General features: G+C 68.1%; 10 protein-coding genes and 2 pseudogenes. 5 read left to right on the top strand and 7 right to left on the bottom strand.

Features of this window, described 5'->3' with window-relative positions:
• Positions 1–33: 33 nt before the first annotated feature.
• From JK364_RS49020 to JK364_RS49010, 3 genes are all read right to left on the bottom strand, one after another.
• Positions 34–741 carry a hypothetical protein gene (locus tag JK364_RS49020; protein WP_230993711.1) on the bottom strand — a complete coding sequence of 236 codons (708 nt, stop codon included), beginning with the start codon at positions 739–741 and terminating at the stop codon, positions 34–36.
• Positions 738–1,415, bottom strand: a complete 678-nt coding sequence (locus tag JK364_RS49015; RefSeq protein ID WP_201857946.1) for a hypothetical protein — start codon at positions 1,413–1,415, stop codon at positions 738–740. The genes JK364_RS49020 and JK364_RS49015 overlap by 4 nt, the downstream gene beginning before the upstream one ends.
• 952 nt (positions 1,416–2,367) lie before the next feature.
• A complete protein-coding gene (locus JK364_RS49010; protein ID WP_201857945.1) occupies positions 2,368–4,239 on the bottom strand; it encodes a DUF2264 domain-containing protein in 1,872 nt (623 codons plus the stop codon).
• A gap of 325 nt (positions 4,240–4,564) precedes the next feature.
• Here JK364_RS49010 and JK364_RS49005 point away from each other — a divergent pair, with 325 nt between their 5' ends.
• On the top strand, positions 4,565–6,298 hold the full coding sequence (locus JK364_RS49005) for a glycoside hydrolase family 71/99 protein (protein WP_201857944.1): 1,734 nt from the start codon (positions 4,565–4,567) through the stop codon (positions 6,296–6,298).
• A 61-nt stretch (positions 6,299–6,359) separates the two neighbouring features.
• Positions 6,360–9,449 carry a family 78 glycoside hydrolase catalytic domain gene (locus JK364_RS49000; RefSeq protein WP_230993717.1) on the top strand — a complete coding sequence of 1,030 codons (3,090 nt, stop codon included), beginning with the start codon at positions 6,360–6,362 and terminating at the stop codon, positions 9,447–9,449.
• A 19-nt stretch (positions 9,450–9,468) separates the two neighbouring features.
• On the opposite strand, the gene JK364_RS48995 is transcribed toward JK364_RS49000, so the two are convergent.
• The gene (locus JK364_RS48995; RefSeq protein ID WP_201857942.1) at positions 9,469–10,422 is read right to left on the bottom strand and encodes a helix-turn-helix transcriptional regulator; all 954 of its coding nucleotides are present in this window, start codon (positions 10,420–10,422) and stop codon (positions 9,469–9,471) included.
• Between the two features lie 280 nt (positions 10,423–10,702).
• Here JK364_RS48995 and JK364_RS48990 point away from each other — a divergent pair, with 280 nt between their 5' ends.
• The 3 genes and pseudogenes from JK364_RS48990 to JK364_RS48980 all read left to right on the top strand — a co-directional run bounded on the left by JK364_RS48990 (position 10,703) and on the right by JK364_RS48980 (position 12,648).
• Entirely contained in the window at positions 10,703–11,752 is a 1,050-nt protein-coding gene (locus JK364_RS48990) for a hydroxyacid dehydrogenase (RefSeq protein ID WP_230993710.1), read from the top strand.
• Between the two features lie 230 nt (positions 11,753–11,982).
• A pseudogene (locus JK364_RS48985) lies at positions 11,983–12,207 on the top strand (transposase family protein); the annotation flags it as partial.
• Between the two features lie 261 nt (positions 12,208–12,468).
• On the top strand, positions 12,469–12,648 hold the full coding sequence (locus JK364_RS48980; RefSeq protein WP_201857941.1) for a helix-turn-helix domain-containing protein: 180 nt from the start codon (positions 12,469–12,471) through the stop codon (positions 12,646–12,648).
• A gap of 1,109 nt (positions 12,649–13,757) precedes the next feature.
• Here the strand turns inward: JK364_RS48980 and JK364_RS58320 are convergent.
• The 3 genes and pseudogenes from JK364_RS58320 to JK364_RS48965 all read right to left on the bottom strand — a co-directional run.
• Positions 13,758–13,913 (bottom strand): annotated as a pseudogene (locus JK364_RS58320) (DapH/DapD/GlmU-related protein); the annotation flags it as partial.
• A 425-nt stretch (positions 13,914–14,338) separates the two neighbouring features.
• Positions 14,339–16,129 carry a hypothetical protein gene (locus tag JK364_RS48970; protein WP_201857939.1) on the bottom strand — a complete coding sequence of 597 codons (1,791 nt, stop codon included), beginning with the start codon at positions 16,127–16,129 and terminating at the stop codon, positions 14,339–14,341.
• 82 nt (positions 16,130–16,211) lie between these two features.
• Positions 16,212–17,345: a glycosyltransferase WbsX family protein gene (locus JK364_RS48965; RefSeq protein WP_201857938.1), complete on the bottom strand. Its 1,134-nt coding sequence runs from the start codon at positions 17,343–17,345 to the stop codon at positions 16,212–16,214.
• Positions 17,346–17,349: the final 4 nt, after the last annotated feature.

The following is a 17,349-nucleotide window of genomic DNA, read 5'->3' as shown; positions in this document are numbered from 1 at the left end:
TAGAACTAACGAAAAGCTCAGTAGATCTCCAGGTCATCGCTTCACCCACCTAGTGATCGTTAGTGGATTTGTCACAGTGGTGAGCAGGTAGTCGGCGTATGCGGGCAGATCGGCGCGCCGGGCCGCTTCGTGAGACGGATATCCGACGTCGATGACGACATGTCCGTCCTCGTTGATCCAGCGCCTGTGGGCGCGCAGCCGGTTCAGCTGAGTCGGCGTGAGGCTCAGTCCCGGGCCAAAGGCGTGCGGGCCAGGGACGAGGAGTTCCCTGCGGCGGAGAGTACCGTCCGGGCCCGGCCTGCCTGGTCCTTCCGCGCCGGCGGGCGCGCCGGACGCCCAGGCCGGTACGTCGCCGAGGCTGCTGATGGCTGGATGAGCGCCTTCCTTGTAGACGATTTCGGCGTAGAGCGGGTCGGATCCGGTTGCGATGCACACCATGGCACCAACAGGCAAGGCGGGTGCGCACTCACCGAGCGTGACCGCGGGGAAGTCGTCGAGCCTCAGCGGGCTGCCGCCGTAGCCGTCACCGTTCAGGTCGTATCCGAAGTACGCGGCGTTGAAGGCGACAGCCGCGTGGACCGGCCCTCGGCCTGCCGCGACGACCGACTCCAAATATCCCAGGAGCCGGTTCCGTTCCGTGGGAGGCACCGCGTCGTAGCCCTCGGTCATGCCAGGCGTCAGCAGTGCGTGTTCCCCATACGGCAGCGGTACATCACCGGATATGACTGCTGTTGTCATCATGTGCTCGCACCCTTCCGCTCCGCGCGGCCCACTGTGATCCGGTTCGTGGGCGACCATGTCGCGTACCAACATCCGTCGTCGCGGGCGATGACAGCCCCGGCCTCCTCCAGCCGGAGTAGGCACTTCTCCACCTCGGCGAAGGGGAGATCGGCCCGGCCTCCGAAGTGGCGGCTGTCGCGGAGCACTCTGGGCAGGGACATGTGTGTGCGGCGCACGGGGTGGTACGACGTCTCGTCGCCGCGCAGGGCGTGCCACAGTGTCCGGGGGAGGACGCCGCTCCGCATGAGACGGACAAGCCGATATGCCTGGCCGTCCAGTCGCTGGGCCCGTAGCGCGCTGTCGCTGCCGCCGCCGCTGCGGGGATCGGCGCTCTCGAAAGCCTGGGCAACGGCCGGGCGACGCTCGTGCCGCGGCCAGTCCGGAACGCTCCAGCATGCCGAGCAGCGGCAGCGCGCGGTGGCGCAGCAGTCTTCGGGGAGTGCGGTGACGTCGAAGTATGCGGCGAACTTGTGCTGGGCGCAGGTCGCGCTGTCCTCGAAGAAGTCCTTGAGTAGGTCGAGTTCGCGGGTGGCGCGGGCTGTGCGTCGCATGAGCAGGGGGAGATAGCCTTCCGGAAGCCGCCGCTGGTGGACGACGAGGCCCGTCACCATGTGCCGGCTCGGGGCCGCGGACACGTCGAGGAGTCCCCTGTCGTGGAGGTCAGCGAGGATCTCCCATGTCCCCGCAGGGCCGTCGGCCAGATCGCGGTAGCGCGGGATATGCTCCCGCAGCTCGGCATCAAGCTGGTCGACGCGCAGTCTGCGGAGATCCAGCCGGTCAAGGACGGCGCGGACGATGAACTGTTCAAGTGTCCGGTGGTCATCGTCCGCGTCGGCGGCCGTCCGCGCGCGTCATGCCCGCCGGATGCTGCCCCACCAGTTCCACCAGCTTCCGGACCGCCGCTGGAACCTGCGACTCCCCACCCATTACACCTCCGCCGTCACGCAGACCGCCCCTTGTCTCACGCACGGTGATTGATGCAGGCTACGCCTCTCTCTGGTCAGCTGGACAGACTTTGGACATATTCGACGCGACTGAGAGGAACCGGATTTGTAGGGGCGGAGCCAGACGTAATCGCCTCGGCAGACGGGAGAACGGACACCGCCATCATCAGCGGAACGCGCTGGGGGATGCCGGGCGAGCCCTACCCCGAGGACGTCGAGCGGCACACCAAGGCCACTGCTGATGAACTCCCCCGGACGACCGGGGCCGGTAAGGCCCGGTTCAGTTCCGCGGCGCCGGCTCCAAGGAGCCGTGCCGAACCACGCGTCGAAGCAGCCTGTCCTGGTGATGCCGGGCCTGGTCGTTGCGGCTGGACGGAGACTGGCGTTCGTCCGGCGGGATCTGGGCGAAGACGTGCTGTACGTCGCGGAGTGCCTGGAGGTGTGCCGCTCGAAAAGTCATCGCCGCAGGTGAGCTGGATGCGGTCAGCCCGCTGGGATCATGTCCTCCGTGATCGTGTCCTTGCTGTACAAGGTGACCCGGAAGCTGCTGACTGTTCCATCGGTGCTCCTACGTCGCGGGTCGGCGAAGGAGGCGTGACAGGGGTACCCCTACGCCATGGCGAGCTGGTGGGAGGTCGCCAGATCAGATGCAGTCGAGTTCGCCGCCGGGCCACGTGATGATCGGGCGGCCGTTCGGGCCGGAGTCGACGGTGGGCCAGACAGGTATGTGCTCACCCAGGCTGAGAGCGACTACGTACCAGCGATCGATGTTCGGAGCATCGAATCGACACCATGGGACTTCGAGGTCGGACCCGAATGCGGTCTCGACGGCGTGAACGGACCTGCCGGTCATCCCGCCAGCCGTCAGCGAGACAGCCGCGCTCACCAGGTCCGTCCTTGCCCCGGGGGAGGGCTTTCCCGGCACGGCATAACCGGAGATCACCAGAGCCTCGGCCATTGCGTCGGTGGGAGACTCGATCTGTACTGCGCGCACCTCGACGGATCCGCGCATCACGGAGATACAGGTCAGCGCGGGCCCCGTATCGAAGCCTTCAGTCGGCTCCGCTCGCGCAAACCTTGCCTGATGTGAGCTCTCGGCTCGATTGCCGTCGGCGTTGAATGTGTCGATCAGCGGCCGCTGGGACCAGCGTCCCCTCTTGTCGATCAGCGCGATCTGGTTGTCCACCGCCTCCCCTGCCGACCCGTCCGGTAGCGGGACCGGGGCAGTTGCCGTCGAGTAGCCGAACCGATTGTACGGCGGCCGCTCGGTCACCGGCTCCAGGGTGCTGTAGTCGACCCCGTGGTTGATCACCCGGACGATGCCGTCCGACCTGGTGCCGGAGACCAGCCAGCCGATCGGCCGGATCGCACCGACTCGGTCCTCGAGATCGATCGGCGCGGGCTGCTCCACGTCCCGCCACACGGGATGGGATTCCGGCAGCACCAGCCCGGTCATCCCCAGACCGGCCCAGTAGGGCGAACCGGGCGACGCGTACGACTCGGCCATCGCGTCGAATCGGCCGTGCCAGCCGCGGCTGAGCAGACCGTCCCCGTCGAAGGCGCCACGCTCGACGAAGTACTTGATGGCCCCCATGCAGGTGCGCCGCAGCCGGCCGGCCGAGTACGGGCTGGCGTCGAAGACCGCCCCCGTCCACAGCGCACCGACCGCCGCGTAACGGTACGACAGGGACCGGCCTTGGTAGAGCGGCGCCCCGTCCGCGCCGAACAATTCCCCCGCGTCCGCCAGGTACGCCTTGAGCCGCTCGGCATACACGGCCTGCCGCTCGGCGATTCCGGGTTCACCGGCCGACATGCGGCAATACCACAGGGAGAACTGCTGCATCACCCAGCCCGCGTACCAGTCGATATTCCCTCCGCGCCCGTCGGGCCGGTTGTCGCTGTACCAGCCGTCGGCCAGGTAGCAGTCGTCGAGATACCCGAGGAATTCATCCACCCGAGCCTGCTCGTGCGGACCACCAACCGACCGCAAGAATGCGTGGGTCACGTTGTGAAACCACTGCCAGTTGCTATGGGGGTACCAGGCACCATTGGACCCCGCCAGCCAGACGACGACCTGTTCCTGCACTCGGGGACTGAGGTTGTCCCAGATCCAGCGACGTGACTCGTGCAACGCGATTGCGATAGACGCCGCCTCGACCCGAGCCTGATCGGAATCCGCGAGAGTCGGCCACCGCTCGGAGGACGCGGGATCGGTGCCTGCGGCCAGCCCCTCCGCATACCAGCCGGCATGATTGTGGGGATCGGAGTCCGCTGCCGACAACCGGAAGCCAACCGTGAGGAACGAGCGGGCGAATGCCTCCAGCCCGCCGGCAATCGGCCCTCTCTCCGACGGCGGTCCAGGCAGATCGAACCGTGCGTGACCGGGCGTGGACCACGGCCGCAGCGCCAGCAGCGACCGATCCGCGAGATGCACCAAATGCTGCCGCGTCCACCCGGTAAGGGGGGAAAGCGCGCGATCCTTACCCGGCGCTTGCGGAACGGTATCGGCACTCATCAGACTGCCACATCCTCTCGTGGGCAAGACTGTCTTGCCACCTTCGGCCCGGGTGGGATGATATGCGCCAAGAGCGTCGTGCTCCGCTGCACGGATTGAGCAAAAGTTGGACGAAGTTGACTGGTCGTTCGGGCAGCTGAGTCAGCAGCGCACGATCGTCCAACTATTACTCAACCTCGTACCACCGGCAGCGAGAGTGCGCGGTTTAGAGTCCGTAACACGAAATTCACGCGGTCTTTACGAGCGTTGCGGTGCTGCGAAGCGTCACCGCAAGCCGCGTATCTGCAACCAGGTGTCACACCATGTCGATTGGTGGAGGTTAGCTATGGCTGCTCGCAGGTCGGATTCTCGTTCAGGTGGCGGCACGAGTCGCCGAAGTGTCCTCAAGGCCGCGGCGGCGGTCACCGGCAGTGCCGCGCTGGGGCTGTCGGGTAGCGTGGCCGCCTCTGCGCTCGAGAAGCAGGCACCGCGCGTCGGTCGCACGCTGGTCGGGGCCATCCGCTGGGATGCCTATACGGGTGGGCATACCAGGCACGGAATGGGATCAAACCGCATTCTGTCTCCCGAGAAGTTTCACTTCCGGATGCCGTATTTCTCCGACATCACGGTGGACCAACCGGTACTTCTCTACCAAGGCTTCGACGCGGAAACGACGGGAGCTGCCCCTTCCGGCTGGACCGTGTCTGCGGGCAGCGCCACGAGCGTATCCGTGGTGCAGGGGCCCGATCGCGAGGGAAAGAGCGTGCACCTGCACGACACCTCCGCCACGGGCAGCGCGACGATGGGCCGCGCGTTCGCAGCCCAGAATCGAGCCATCACCGTGCGCTGGGACTGGAAGGAGACAGTCGCAGGCCGCTGGTCACGGGCGCTGGTCACGGGCGGATCGACCACGGTCGTCGATATCGCCACCCGCCAGGACACGGCCGGCAAGCAACTCGTGTGCCGCACCCCCTCCGGATCCTGGCAGGTGCTCCAGACCATCGCGGACGACACCTGGTACTCGTTCAAGGTCATCGTGGATCCGGCCCCGCCCGAAGGCGCCACGCCGTGGGTGGACATCTTCGTCGACGGGGCGCGCAAGGCCTACCACATCCCGCTGCTCGGCTCCCCCGCTGCGTTCGACAAACTGCACTTCCAGACCAATCCAAGCCTGACCTCCGATCTGTATGTCGACAACGCCAACGTCGTAGTGACCGAGTCCGTCAACTGCGAGGGGACCAGCCAGGCAGTCATGGACCAGGAGATCCGGTACGCCGCTGCCGCTGGGATTGACTATTGGGCCTTCGACTACTACCCCCAGCAGCCGTTGGCAAAGGCCCGGGAGTTGTACCTGTCCAGCGCCCTCAAGGATCAGGTCAAATGGTGCGCCATACTCGACGGGAACTTCATGACGGCGTACGACACGAATCTGGCCGAACTGGTAGCACGGTTCGGCGAGTCGAACTACCAGAAGGTGCTGGATGGCCGCCCACTGATCTACTTCTTGAGCGAAGCCACCGCCGACCGGGTCACCAAGATGCGGGCCAAGGCCACTGCCGCGGGGCTGCCCGATCCGTACATCGTGGTCATGGGATGGACCGCGCAGGGGGCGGCGGATGCGAAGGCATCCGTGGGCGCCGATGCGGTGAGTCGCTATGCGACCGGACAGGTCGGCGGGGCGCCGTACTCGTCACTCACCAGCCTCGAGAGCGGTCTGTGGTCTGACTATGCGGGTGCCGGCGGGCAGGTCGTACCTACCGTGACGACGGGCTGGGACCCGCGGCCGCAATACGACTATCCGCCGCCGTGGGGGCAACAACCGTCCGACAACTGGCTGCGGTACAAGGACGAATGGACCCAGCAGGCGACGCCTGCGGAGATCGCCGCGCACCTGGGGGATGCGATCAGCTGGAGCAATTCCCATGCTGTGAATGTCCCGGCAAATGCCGTCCTCATTTACGCCTGGAATGAGCACCTCGAGGGAGGCTGGATCTGTCCCACGCTGCACGAGATTCAGAACTCGGGCCGGCCACTGCGCCTGGACGCCATCGCCGGCGTCCCCCGAACCGGCGCAGCCTGACCGAAGCGAGTTCGCCTCGCTGTACAAACCGCTCGGCCAGCATCTTCCACGAAGGGTGATCATGCACGTCAGGCAACTCCGGGTCCAGTGGTCCGGCTCCATTCCGCGGTTCAGTTGGGTGGTCGAGGGTTCGGGCAGAACCCGTAAGCAGTCGGCTTACCGAATCTTTGTGGGCCTGGGCGAGGATCCGCTGGACGCTCCGGTGGCCTGGGACAGTGGCACGGTCGAGTCGGCACGTACCGATGCCATCCCTTACGCCGGTGAGCAACTCTCGTGGCGTGCACGTTACGCCTGGCGGGTGCAGGTTCGTGACGAGCAGGGCGCCGTCTCCGAATGGAGTGATCCGACCTGGTTCGATACCGGGATTGACACACGCCACTGGGATGCGGAGTGGATAGCGGCTCCCGTCAGCCCCCGTTCAGAGCGGCTCCCCGGGCTGGAGAACGTTCCACGTATCAGGCCCGCCGATCCCGACGGCTCAGGCGCATGGTTTCGCGCAGCCTTCACCGTGCCGCCGGGCCCCCGGCCGCTCTCGGCACCTCTCGTGGCGGTCGGCTCGGTGGCTGTCTACCTCAATGGAAGCCGTACTGACGGCGACATCGGCGACGGCGCTTTCGTCGCCGATGTCGCAGACGCGATTGTCCCGGGAAGAAATGTGCTGGCCGTCCGGGCAGACGACAGCCTGGTGGCGCGGCTGGAGGTCCACCTCGAGGGCCGGCTGCGGCTGCCGCATCTGGTTCCGGTGGCTGACGAGGGCCCTGTGGCACTGACCACCTCCGGTAAGTGGATCGCGACGGCAGTCGCCCAACCGGACTGGGAACGGCCAGGCGCCGACGACGCCCACTGGGCGCCTGCGGACGAGATCGGCCTGTACGGCGATCCTCCGCACGGACGCGTAGCGCTCACCGATCGGCCCAGTCCTTACCTCCGCCGCCCCTTCGAGGTGAAGGCAGATGTGGCCCGAGCCAAGGTGTACGCCACCGCCATGGGCGTATACGACCTGCACATCAACGGGCAGCGCATCAGCGCCGACCGGCTGTCCCCGGGGTGGACCGACTACCGGTACCGCATCACCCACCAGTCGTACGACGTCACTGGGCTACTGACGACGGGGCCGAATGTCGTGTCCGCGATACTCGGGGATGGCTGGTACGCCGGCAACGTGAGCTGGTTCGGGCCGTTTCAGTACGGCAGAACGCCCGGCCTCCGGGCCGAGCTGGAGATTGAGTACGCGGACGGCGCCACGGAACGCATCCCGACCAGCGCCGACTGGCGGGTGGGCCGAGGTGCCGTACGCTACGCGGATCTCCAGAATGGCGAACGGCACGACGCCAGAGCCGAACCGACCGGATGGATGCTGCCCGGCTTCGACGACTCTTCCTGGCCCGCGGCCCGCGTCGTCCCGGGACCGGCGGGACGGCTGGCCGCCGGCACCGCACCTCCGATTCGCGTCCAGCATGTCCTCGAGCCCAAGGCCATGTGGGAGACTACGCCCGGCACCTGGATCGCCGATTTCGGACAGAATCTGGTGGGCTGGACGAAGGCCACCGTCACCGGCGTCACTGGCCAGCGGCTGATCCTGCGGCATGCCGAAGTGCTTGAGCACGACGGCACACCGCATCTCGCGAATCTGCGCTCGGCGCGGGCGACCGACGAGTACGTGCTCGCGGGCGACGCCACGGAAACGTTCGAGCCGCGCTTCACCGTCCATGGATTCCGCTACGTCGAGATAACCGGCCCCCGACCGGAGACGATCGTGGCCATGGTTGCGTACGCCAGCATGACCGCGACAGGTGACTTCTCCTGCTCCGACGAGCGCCTGAACCAGCTCCAGTCCAACATCGTCTGGGGACAGCGCGGCAACTTCCTGACCGTGCCAACCGACTGCCCTCAGCGAGACGAGCGTCTCGGGTGGACCGGCGACATCTGGGCCTTCGCGCCCACGGCCCTGTTCAACTACGACGCCAGAGCCTTCCTGCGCAGCTGGCTCGTCGACGTGGCCGACGCACAGACGCCGGCCGGGTCCATCACTCACGTCGCCCCCGATCTGCTGTCGGGGCGAGGCCCCGAGGCCGCGCCGGACGAAGTCGGCTCCCCCGGCTGGGGAGATGCCGTCGTCAAGGTGCCGTGGTCGATCTTCCAGGCCTACGGAGACCCTGCGGTGGCCGAGGAGCTGTACGAACCGATGCGCCGCTGGATCGCCTACCTGGAACGCCGGTCCGACGGATACATCCTCCCAGACGAAGGTTTCGGCGACTGGCTCAGTACCGGGGCCGAGACCCTCAAACCGCTTGTGGGCACCGCGGTGTTCGCCCTGTCCGTCCGGCAGTTGGGAGAGCTCGCCCGGTCATTGGACCGCCTGGAGGACGCCAAGCACTTTGACGATCTCTATGGCCGGGTTCGGTCTGCCTTCCGCGGCCGATTTCTGGCCGGACAGGGGCGATTGACGAGCGGCACCCAGAGCGCCTACGTCCTGGCACTCTCCGCTGGCATGTTCGACGACCACGAAGCGAGTCAGGCGGCGGCACACCTGGTGGACGACATCGCGGCACACAGCCACCACCTGTCCACTGGCTTCCTGGCCACGCCATACCTGCTGGACGCCCTCACCTCCACCGGCCACCACGACGTCTCACTGCGGCTGCTGCTGCAGGACACCTTCCCGTCCTGGCTGTATCCGATCGCGCACGGCGACGCGACCACGATGTGGGAGCGCTGGGACAGCTGGAGCGAGCATCACGGCCTGCAGGATCCGTTCATGAACTCCTTCAACCACTACGCGTACGGCGCGGTGGGCGACTGGATATACCGGACCATCGGTGGTCTCGCGCCGGGCTCCCCCGGCTATCGCGACGTCGTCATCCGTCCGCGCCCTGGTGGCTCCATCGCCTGGGCACGGACCTCGTATCGCACCGTGCACGGGCCCGTCTCGGTGTCCTGGTCGCAATCGCAGGACCAGTTCACCCTTGACGCCACCGTCCCGGCAAACGTGCGGGCTCAGGTGTGGGTGCCGTGCCCTGGGCCTGACACGGTCGCCGAGGGCGGGATACCTGCCGCGCAAGCCGAGGGGGTGCGATTCGAGCGGATGGAGGACGGGTGCGCCGTGTTTCACGTCGGCTCGGGTGCGTACGCCTTCCAGGCTCGCAATTGAGCACATGTGCCGGAGAGGGTTAGCCGGTGTGCGCGACGTCGAAGCGCGCACCGCTGACCGGCAACGGGGGTTTGACACCCGCCGGTGCGTGATACCGCGTTTCACCGGTGAGTGCGCGTTTCCGGTACGCCGAGGGGCTCATCCCGTAAGCGGACTTGAACCGGCGGGCGAAGTATGCCGCGTCCGACCAGCCGAGCTGTACGCCGATGTCGGCGATGGGAAGGTCGGTCTGCACCAGGAGCCGGGCGGCCGCCTGCTCGCGCAGCCGATTGAGGTAGGCGATGGGCGATACGCCCAGGTCGCGCTGGAAGAGGCGCACGAGATAGGTACGCTCGGTGGTGGTGTCAGCGGCCAACTCCGCGAGCGACCACGCGTAAGCCGGCTCGGCTTCCAGTAGCTCCACCGCGCGCGACACACTGGGATGGAGCGGGGCCAGGGAGCGTCGCTGCATCGCGTGCTCACCAGACCAGGCGACGTTGAGCATGTCCAGGTAGATCAGCAGGTGGCCGACGACCTGCATCCGTGAGCGCTGTGAGGTCACGTCCGTCATACTGTGCAGCTCCCCGATCGCCACGCTGACCTGATGGGGCGGGAGCTGGACGCGCTGTGGCAGCGGCAGGCTCGCGGACTGCACGGCCCGTATCAGCGGCAGTTCGGCCTCCACGAACGACAGGGTGGTGTCGATCAGCTCCGGAGCGACGAAACAGTCATAGACAACGAGGTCCTCGCACTCACCGTAGGCGTGCCACTGGTTGGGCGGCGTGACCACCGCGCTGCCGGGCCCGATGAGGTGGGAGCCGTCGGCCGCGATGTGACGGCCGCTGCCCTGGGTGACGAGTGAGATCTCGTAGAAGTCGTGATCGTGTGCCGCCACGTCGGCGGGGAGCCGGTGGCGGTCCGCCCAGACGGGGACGCCGTCGGGGTTGAAAACAGTGGCCCGCTCGTAGCGCGGCTTCCTACGGTCGCCAGTCAATTCCGTCCCACTTTCCCTCAATCCAGCCCGGGTAACAAGCCACTCCAAATCAATATAGTCACAACCATGACCGAGGAACTGAAACCATTCAAGACCTACGGACCACACCGTACGCGTCGGCTTCCTGCCTCCGTGACGGTCGCTGTATCCCCAGGCGGTGCAGAACAAGGACGCCGTGTCCCGGTTCCTCGAGAGGCACTCGCCGGCGAGCTCAACGGACCCGTCGGCGGCGTCGCAACGTCCGGACTCAAGTGATCACCCCGAGCAGACGGAGACAGCAATGAGCCGCGCTCAGGCACGCGCGCATGGAACCCGCCCGCCGCGCCGCCCCAATGCGCTGCTTGTCATGTCACCTAACACCCTGCGGACTCAGTTCGGCGACGCCGAGCTGGACCGGCTGCGTGCACTGGCCACCGTGGGCGATCCGGTGATGGTGGACGAGCTGACCTCAGCCAAAAGCATGTCTCGCCTGGGCGACGTGGAGGTGCTGATCACCTCCTGGGGATGCCCGCCGCTGGATGACGAGGCGCTCCAGGCCGCACCCCGGCTACGGGCCGTGTTCCACGCCGCGGGGAGCGTGCGCGGCCTTGTACTGCCCCCGGCCTTCGACCGCGGCATCCTCGTCACCAATGCAGCCGGGGTGAACGCAGAGCCGGTGGCGCTCTACACCGTCGCCGCCGTGCTGTGGGCGTTCAAGAAGGCGCCGTTCCTGGCACAGGACGCGCGTCGTTTCCGTGACGACCACGCCTACCTCGATCGCTGGGGCAAGCTGAGCGGCCATGCCCGCACAGTGGTGATCGTGGGCTTCTCCCGGATCGGGCGCAGCGTCGTCTCCAAGCTGCGCATGCTCCACGACGGGCCGCTCCTGGTCGTCGATCCGTACGCGGATCCAGCCGAGGTGACGGCCGCGGGCGCAGAGCTCGTCGACCTCGCTGCGGCGCTGCCGCGCGCGGAGGTGCTGTCGCTCCACGCGCCTGCCCTTCCCGAGACCCGGCACATGATCGGTGAAGCCGAACTGGCGGCCCTCCCGCCCCATGCCACGCTGATCAATACGGCCCGGGGCTCGCTGGTCGACACCGCCGCGCTCGAGCGCGCCTGCGTCTCAGGGCGCCTGGACGCCATTCTCGACGTCACCGATCCCGAGCCACTGCCCGCAATCTCGCCGCTCTACGACCTTCCGAATGTCCTGATCACTCCGCACGTCGCCGGCTCCATGGGCTCGGAGACCCGCAGTATGGCGAACGCGGCACTGAGCGAACTCGAGCGCTACGGCGCGGGGTTGCCACCGCTCAGCCCGATTTCCCTGGAGGACCTCGCGGTGCAGGCCTGACACTCTCCCTGCCGCTCACCCTGGCTTATCAGGAGTTGGAGGGATGCGCGCCGAGCCGTTCACCGCACATGCAACGAGCCGGCGCTGAGCTTGATCACCGAAGCGACCATGCACGGACACATCACATCCCGACAAAACAGAAGGCAGCATGAGCGATGCCACACGCACACTCGACCGATTCACGGGCCGCACGGCTCTACTGACCGGTGCGGGCGCGGGAACGGTGCGGCCAGGGTGCCGGACCGTGGCTGACCACCGGCATCAAGCGCAGACCCCTGCAGGAACTCACCCCCACCGAGCGCACTCTCAACCAGGCACTGGCCGCAGCACGAGCGCCCGTCGAACGCGGCGTCGCACGGCTCAATGCCTGGCGCATCTTCCGCCGATCCCGATGCAGTCCCAACCGTATGACGTCAATCGCCAAGGCCATTCTCACCCTCGAGCGGCAGCGCTGAACAGTCTGGCGGCGGGCAGTGCGGTCGGCGACATGCCGCGCGCGGTACGGGTCGGGCTGTTGCTGTGCATCCTGGGCGGCGAACTGCCGCGGCAAGGCGGTGCCGCCGCACCAGCGGATCCGCACCCGGAAGTGGCAGCCGCCGCCCAGCGGTTGGAGCGCGGCCTCGCCGCGCTCTGGCCCCTCGACGACCTCGCCGCCCCCTCCGGGCTGTCGCCGGGCCGGCTGGCCGGCTGTTCACGCGGCGGCTGGGCGTCCGCCGATGGCGTACTTGGGCCGGCTCCGCGCCGAGCGGGCGGCGGCATTGCTGATCGAGACCGACCTGCCGGTCGCGGCGATCGGCCGCCGCGTCAGCTGGCCTGACCCGAACTGCACCAGCCGCCGCTTCCGCCACCACTACGGCATGAGCCCGGCCCACTACCGGGAACGCTTGCGTGCATGAGGGCGGTGCACGCCGCGGGGGCGATAGCCGAGAGAGCCGACGACACCGGTCAGGTCGGACAGCAGCCAGATGATGGCCAGCCACATCTCGGTGCCCTGCAGTCCGGGCGTGGTCGCCTCCGCGCCCGCCGTGCTGGGGTGCGGGGCCTGGAATCCGAAGCCGGCGTGTGCGGTCCAGTGGCCGAGGGCGTCCGAGAGCAAGGTGCGGGCGAGGGCGGTGACCTCTTCCGCACGATGGCCCGTATACCGCGTGAGCCAGAGGGGGTGGGCGATGTCGAGGATGTTGCAGGCGTTCTGGCGCTCCGGGCGGACCCAGCGGGGGTCACGGGCGTGCTCGAGCACTGTGTCGATCACGCGCTCCGGATACGGCACCGGCAGCCCGAACTGGGCGAACGTGCCCCGCGATGCCCGGTAGAAGCCGTTGACCGGCTGCAGCAGACCGTCCACCGCCCGGGGCGAGCCCCACACCCCGGTGCGCGGGTCGGCGTGCGCGAGCAGCCACCCGAAGAGCGCGTCGATGGCCCCGGGCCGCCCGGGGTCGCCGTGGCCGCAGTTCCACAGGAACGCCGTGCCCAGGATGTCGACCCAGTCGCCCGCGCCCCACGCAGCGTCCTCCCACGGCAGCCCCTCCAATCCAGCGATGATGTCCGCGGCGTCTGCCTCCGAGACCACCCGGATCGGGCCGGGCAGGGCGCTGCCGAGCAGATCCAGCGCATAGCCGACGCACAGCACGTGGTAGCCGCCCTCGGGGTCGAACATGCCTGGCCGCAACGCACGCTGGCCGCCGTCGGGCAGCAACGGTCCGACCATTCCGGTGGTCGGGTCCTGCCAGGCCCGTAGCCGCTCAATCTGCGCTGCGGCCGGCAGCTGATCGGGGGCGCGCCCCAGGAGCAGATCGGCGATCTCGATCGCATCGCACTGTGCCCGCACGGTCGGCGCGGTACCCGGCTTCTCGACGAACAGGCCGCCGTCGAACCCGTCGGGTTCGAAGCAGCGGTCGAGGATCTCCTCGGCCTGGGCGCGTGCCGCATCGGCGAAGGCCGCTACGGCACCGGCCAGATCGTCCGCGGCCCTTTCGGGCCTTTCGGCGGTGGAAGCCGCCGGAGGTACCCGCCAGCGGAGCACCTTCGCCGGGTTGCCGCCGACGATCGCGCCGGCAGGCACGTCCTTGGTCACCACTGCACCGGCACCGATGACGGCCCGGTCGCCGACGGACACGCCGTCCAGGACGACGACGTGGGAGCCGATCCACACATCGTCGCCAATGCATATCCCCTGGCTGCTGTGCGGCTGCCGGAAGATCTCGGTTTCCGGGTCGGACATCGTGTGGTTGAAGCCGATGAGGGAGGTGTGCGCACCGATCCTGACCGCGTCCCCGAGTTCGACCTTGCCTCGGAGCACGGTGTACGGGTTCACGGTGCAGTCCCGCCCGGTCCGCAGCGAGCCGGTCAGATACGCGCCCGCGGCGATATAGCAGCGCGGGCCGAGCCTCAGCTCCTCGTTCTGCACCGCTGCCAGCTCCGATACGAAGCACTGGCCGCCGAAGGAGTACGGAGGATCGTGCTGAGCCATCCGACTTTGCAGGTCAGTCTGGCGCGCCTGCTCCTCCTCGTCGGCCTCGGTCCAGAAGTGCCAGGGCGAGTAGTCATAGTGGCGCGCGGTGACGGGCGGGTGGCCGGGTCGAGGGTGGTTCATGTGCCCGCCGGTGAGCTGGTCGCGGTGATGCGGTAGTGGACGGTGTCCGCGGGGCCGGGAAGGTCGAGCCGCGCCAGGCCGTATAGCCCGCGGCGGCCCTCCCAGCCGGCCGGGATCACGATGATGTCGGTGATGCCGCCGTCAACCCGGACCTCCACGGTCTCGTCGGCCATGCGCAGCCGTATCCCGTCGGGAAGGCGCTCGACGGCGGTACGGTCCGGTGCACCGGTGTCGGCCGGGTACGGGATCAGCAGGGTCGGATGCGCGTCCGCACCGGGTACGGATTCCTCCACCGCGACGCCGGTGGGGCCATCGGGCAGCAGGGTGACGGAGATGCGGTGGCGGCGGGCCGGGAGCTCGTCGGTGGCCGGGATCGAGCTGTCCAGCACGAGCGTCCGGTCCGGCTCGCTGGTCGGGACGGACGGGGTGTGCGGGCGAGCGGAGAGCACTTCCAGCGGCTGCCGGCCGGTACTGGGACGCAGCGCCAGGCCGATGCTCGCGCGCCCCTCGCCCGCGGATGCCTTGGCCACACCGAAGCCGAGCGTGCGACCGGGGCCGAAAGTGAGGTCGGCAAGGCCGAAGGTGTCGTAGGAATCGGCCGGATCGCCGTCCAGGTGGACACTGACCGGACCGCGGTGCGCGACCGCCCGGAACAGCGGCGCTCCTTCGATGCGTACCGCGCGCCGGGTCTCGAGGGCCGGCGCCGGCTGCTCGGTCCACGCCGGGGCGCCATAGCCGTCCATCAGGGCGTCCGCCAGGAAGGCGAGGGCGAGGGAGGAGTAGTGGGCGTCGGCGGTGTAGAACTCGTAGCCGACCCGGTGCGATGCCGGCAGCAGGTTGTCGACCGCGCTGAACGGCCCGCCGGGACGCTGCCGCGTACCGAGCAGCCGGACCGCCCGGTCGGCGGCGCCCCGGGCGGCGCCGGCCAGCTCCGGATCGTCTCCTTCACCCGCGAACCAGCCCGCGGCTAGGCTGAAGAAGGCCGCCTGCTGGCCGACAGTCCAGCTCTGCCCGGTGCTGCGGTGCGCGGAGGCCATCGAGCCGTCGGAGAGCTGGATGTCCAGCGAGCGGCGCAAGCCCGTCTCCAGCAGCCGTACCAGTGCCGGACGATGGGCGCCGTCGTAGCCGTCGGCGAGGATGGCAACGAGGTGGCCGCGGGCGAACAGGTCGTAGGAGTTGGGGAGTCCGGGTTCGGCGTAGAAACCGAGATCGAGGTCGATGCGCTCCTCGAAGAACACCGCGAGCAGCCGGTCGAGGTCGCCCAGGGTGTGCGGGGACAGGCCCTCGCGGTAGCGGATCCATTCGCCGTGCAGCCAGACCGCGGCCCAGTTGTGCGGGGGGCCGAACGTGAAGGACTTCCGCACGTCGACGGCGGCGACCTGCTCCCGCAAGGTGCGGACCGTGTCGTCCTCCGCCCTGATGCGGGGCAGCAGACGCAGCGTCTTGAGAATCGGCGGCCAGGTGAAGTCGCGATGGTTGACGCGGTCGGTGACGCTCCCGGTGATGCGGTCGAAGCCAGAGGCTACGGCGGGGAGGGCGTGGTCGGCGGTGTGGGCGAGGGCGGCGGCGATTCCGCGAATGGCACGGTCGCGGTGGTCGGAGCGCAGCTGCGATGGGCCGAGCAGGGCCAGGACGGCGTTGCCGTAGGCGTGGTAGGCGGTGCCGTACTGGGTGGGTTCGCCGTAACAGGGGTCGTGGAGTTCGCCGGAGTCCTGGAGGTGGCCGCTGAAGCTGTCCACGCCGGTGGTCAGGGTCTGCAGGGCGGCGTCGTACCGGTCGTGCGCCATGGGGTGCGGTGCTCCAGAAGATGGTGAACCGGGCGGGAAATGCTCCTGCGGCCTGTGGGGAGCCGGGCCGCGGGATGCCTTGTTATGCGCGGGTGCCGAAGACCCTGCGGATCTGTTCAAGGTGGCCGTATTCGTGGACGGTGTCGGGTTCGAGGTAGGTGCCCTCGGTCCACTCGTTCCAGGCGTTGATCGTCACCAGCGGCATCCCGGTCCGCTCGACATAGCCGCGCACCCTCTCCAGGGCCTCACCGAAGTTCTCCGGCGTGCACTGAGAGATGACGTTGGTGTGCGGATACCCCAGGGCCGGGTTGAACCCATCCGACTGCACCGTCCGCGGCGAGGAATCCCAGCCGACCGTGACGTTGGGGTAGTAGGGCTGGTCGAACTTCGCCGCGAGCTCCGTCCAGCCCTTCTCGGCCTGCGCCATCACATACGGGTACGGGGTCAGCAACATGGGAAGCGGATGGTGATGTGCCCAGACGTAGGACGTCACGCTGTCGAAGCCGAGACGCGTCAGCACCGTCGCTTCGTCGAGCCCCATGCCGTCCTGCGGCAGGACCGGCTGGTCACGGGCGATGGCGTTGAGATGCAGGCCGCTGTGCCCGGCCCATGCGGCCCGCCCGCGCAGATCATCCAGCGCGGCCTTGGTGGCATCGATGCCACCGAGTCCTTTGATGAGGGTGGTGAGGTCGTAGATCGACAGGTAGGGCCGGCCGTCCAAGTGCAGATAGGCCGGGTGGCTGACGTAGCGCTCCAGCAAGTAGTCCGTGGCTTCCCGGAACTGGGCGGCATCGACGCTCCCCGACTCCAGTTCAGTGGTGGTGGTACCCGACTTCCACGGGTGGATGTTCGTCCAGTGGTGGTTCGCCCACATGACGGCGAACTTCATCTCGCGGTCGGCGGCCGTCGGCAGGAACGCCTGCTCCAGCGCGCGCTCCAGATACGGCCGCCCGCCGTACCAGTACCAGTCGAAGATGAAGGCATTCACGCCATGACTGGTGGCCATCTCGATCTTCCCGGCCATCACGGCCGGATCGGCTTCGTCCTCATACCCATGCAGCGGAACGCGCGGCTGAATGTGCCCTTCAAACCGAGGCGTGGCCTTCCTCGTCAGCTCCCACTCCGTCCACCCCTCGCCGTGCCACTGTTCGTTGCGGGGATCGACGTGGTAGTTCGGGAAGTAGTACGCCGCGATCGTTACCTCATGCCCATTCATACAG

This window comes from Streptomyces endocoffeicus (genome assembly GCF_016741935.1).
In the GTDB taxonomy this organism is placed as follows: Bacteria; Actinomycetota; Actinomycetes; order Streptomycetales; family Streptomycetaceae; genus Streptomyces; species Streptomyces endocoffeicus.
This window is presented reverse-complemented; position numbering and strand designations above follow the sequence as displayed.

Coding starts and splice junctions, on each gene's coding strand:
- JK364_RS49020 (WP_230993711.1), bottom strand. CDS start 741: ATGATGACAACAGCAGTCATATCCGGTGATGTACCGCTGCCGTATGGG.
- JK364_RS49010 (WP_201857945.1), bottom strand. CDS start 4,239: ATGAGTGCCGATACCGTTCCGCAAGCGCCGGGTAAGGATCGCGCGCTT.
- JK364_RS49005 (WP_201857944.1), top strand. CDS start 4,565: ATGGCTGCTCGCAGGTCGGATTCTCGTTCAGGTGGCGGCACGAGTCGC.
- JK364_RS49000 (WP_230993717.1), top strand. CDS start 6,360: ATGCACGTCAGGCAACTCCGGGTCCAGTGGTCCGGCTCCATTCCGCGG.
- JK364_RS48990 (WP_230993710.1), top strand. CDS start 10,703: ATGAGCCGCGCTCAGGCACGCGCGCATGGAACCCGCCCGCCGCGCCGC.
- JK364_RS48980 (WP_201857941.1), top strand. CDS start 12,469: ATGGCGTACTTGGGCCGGCTCCGCGCCGAGCGGGCGGCGGCATTGCTG.
- JK364_RS48970 (WP_201857939.1), bottom strand. CDS start 16,129: ATGGCGCACGACCGGTACGACGCCGCCCTGCAGACCCTGACCACCGGC.
- JK364_RS48965 (WP_201857938.1), bottom strand. CDS start 17,345: ATGAATGGGCATGAGGTAACGATCGCGGCGTACTACTTCCCGAACTAC.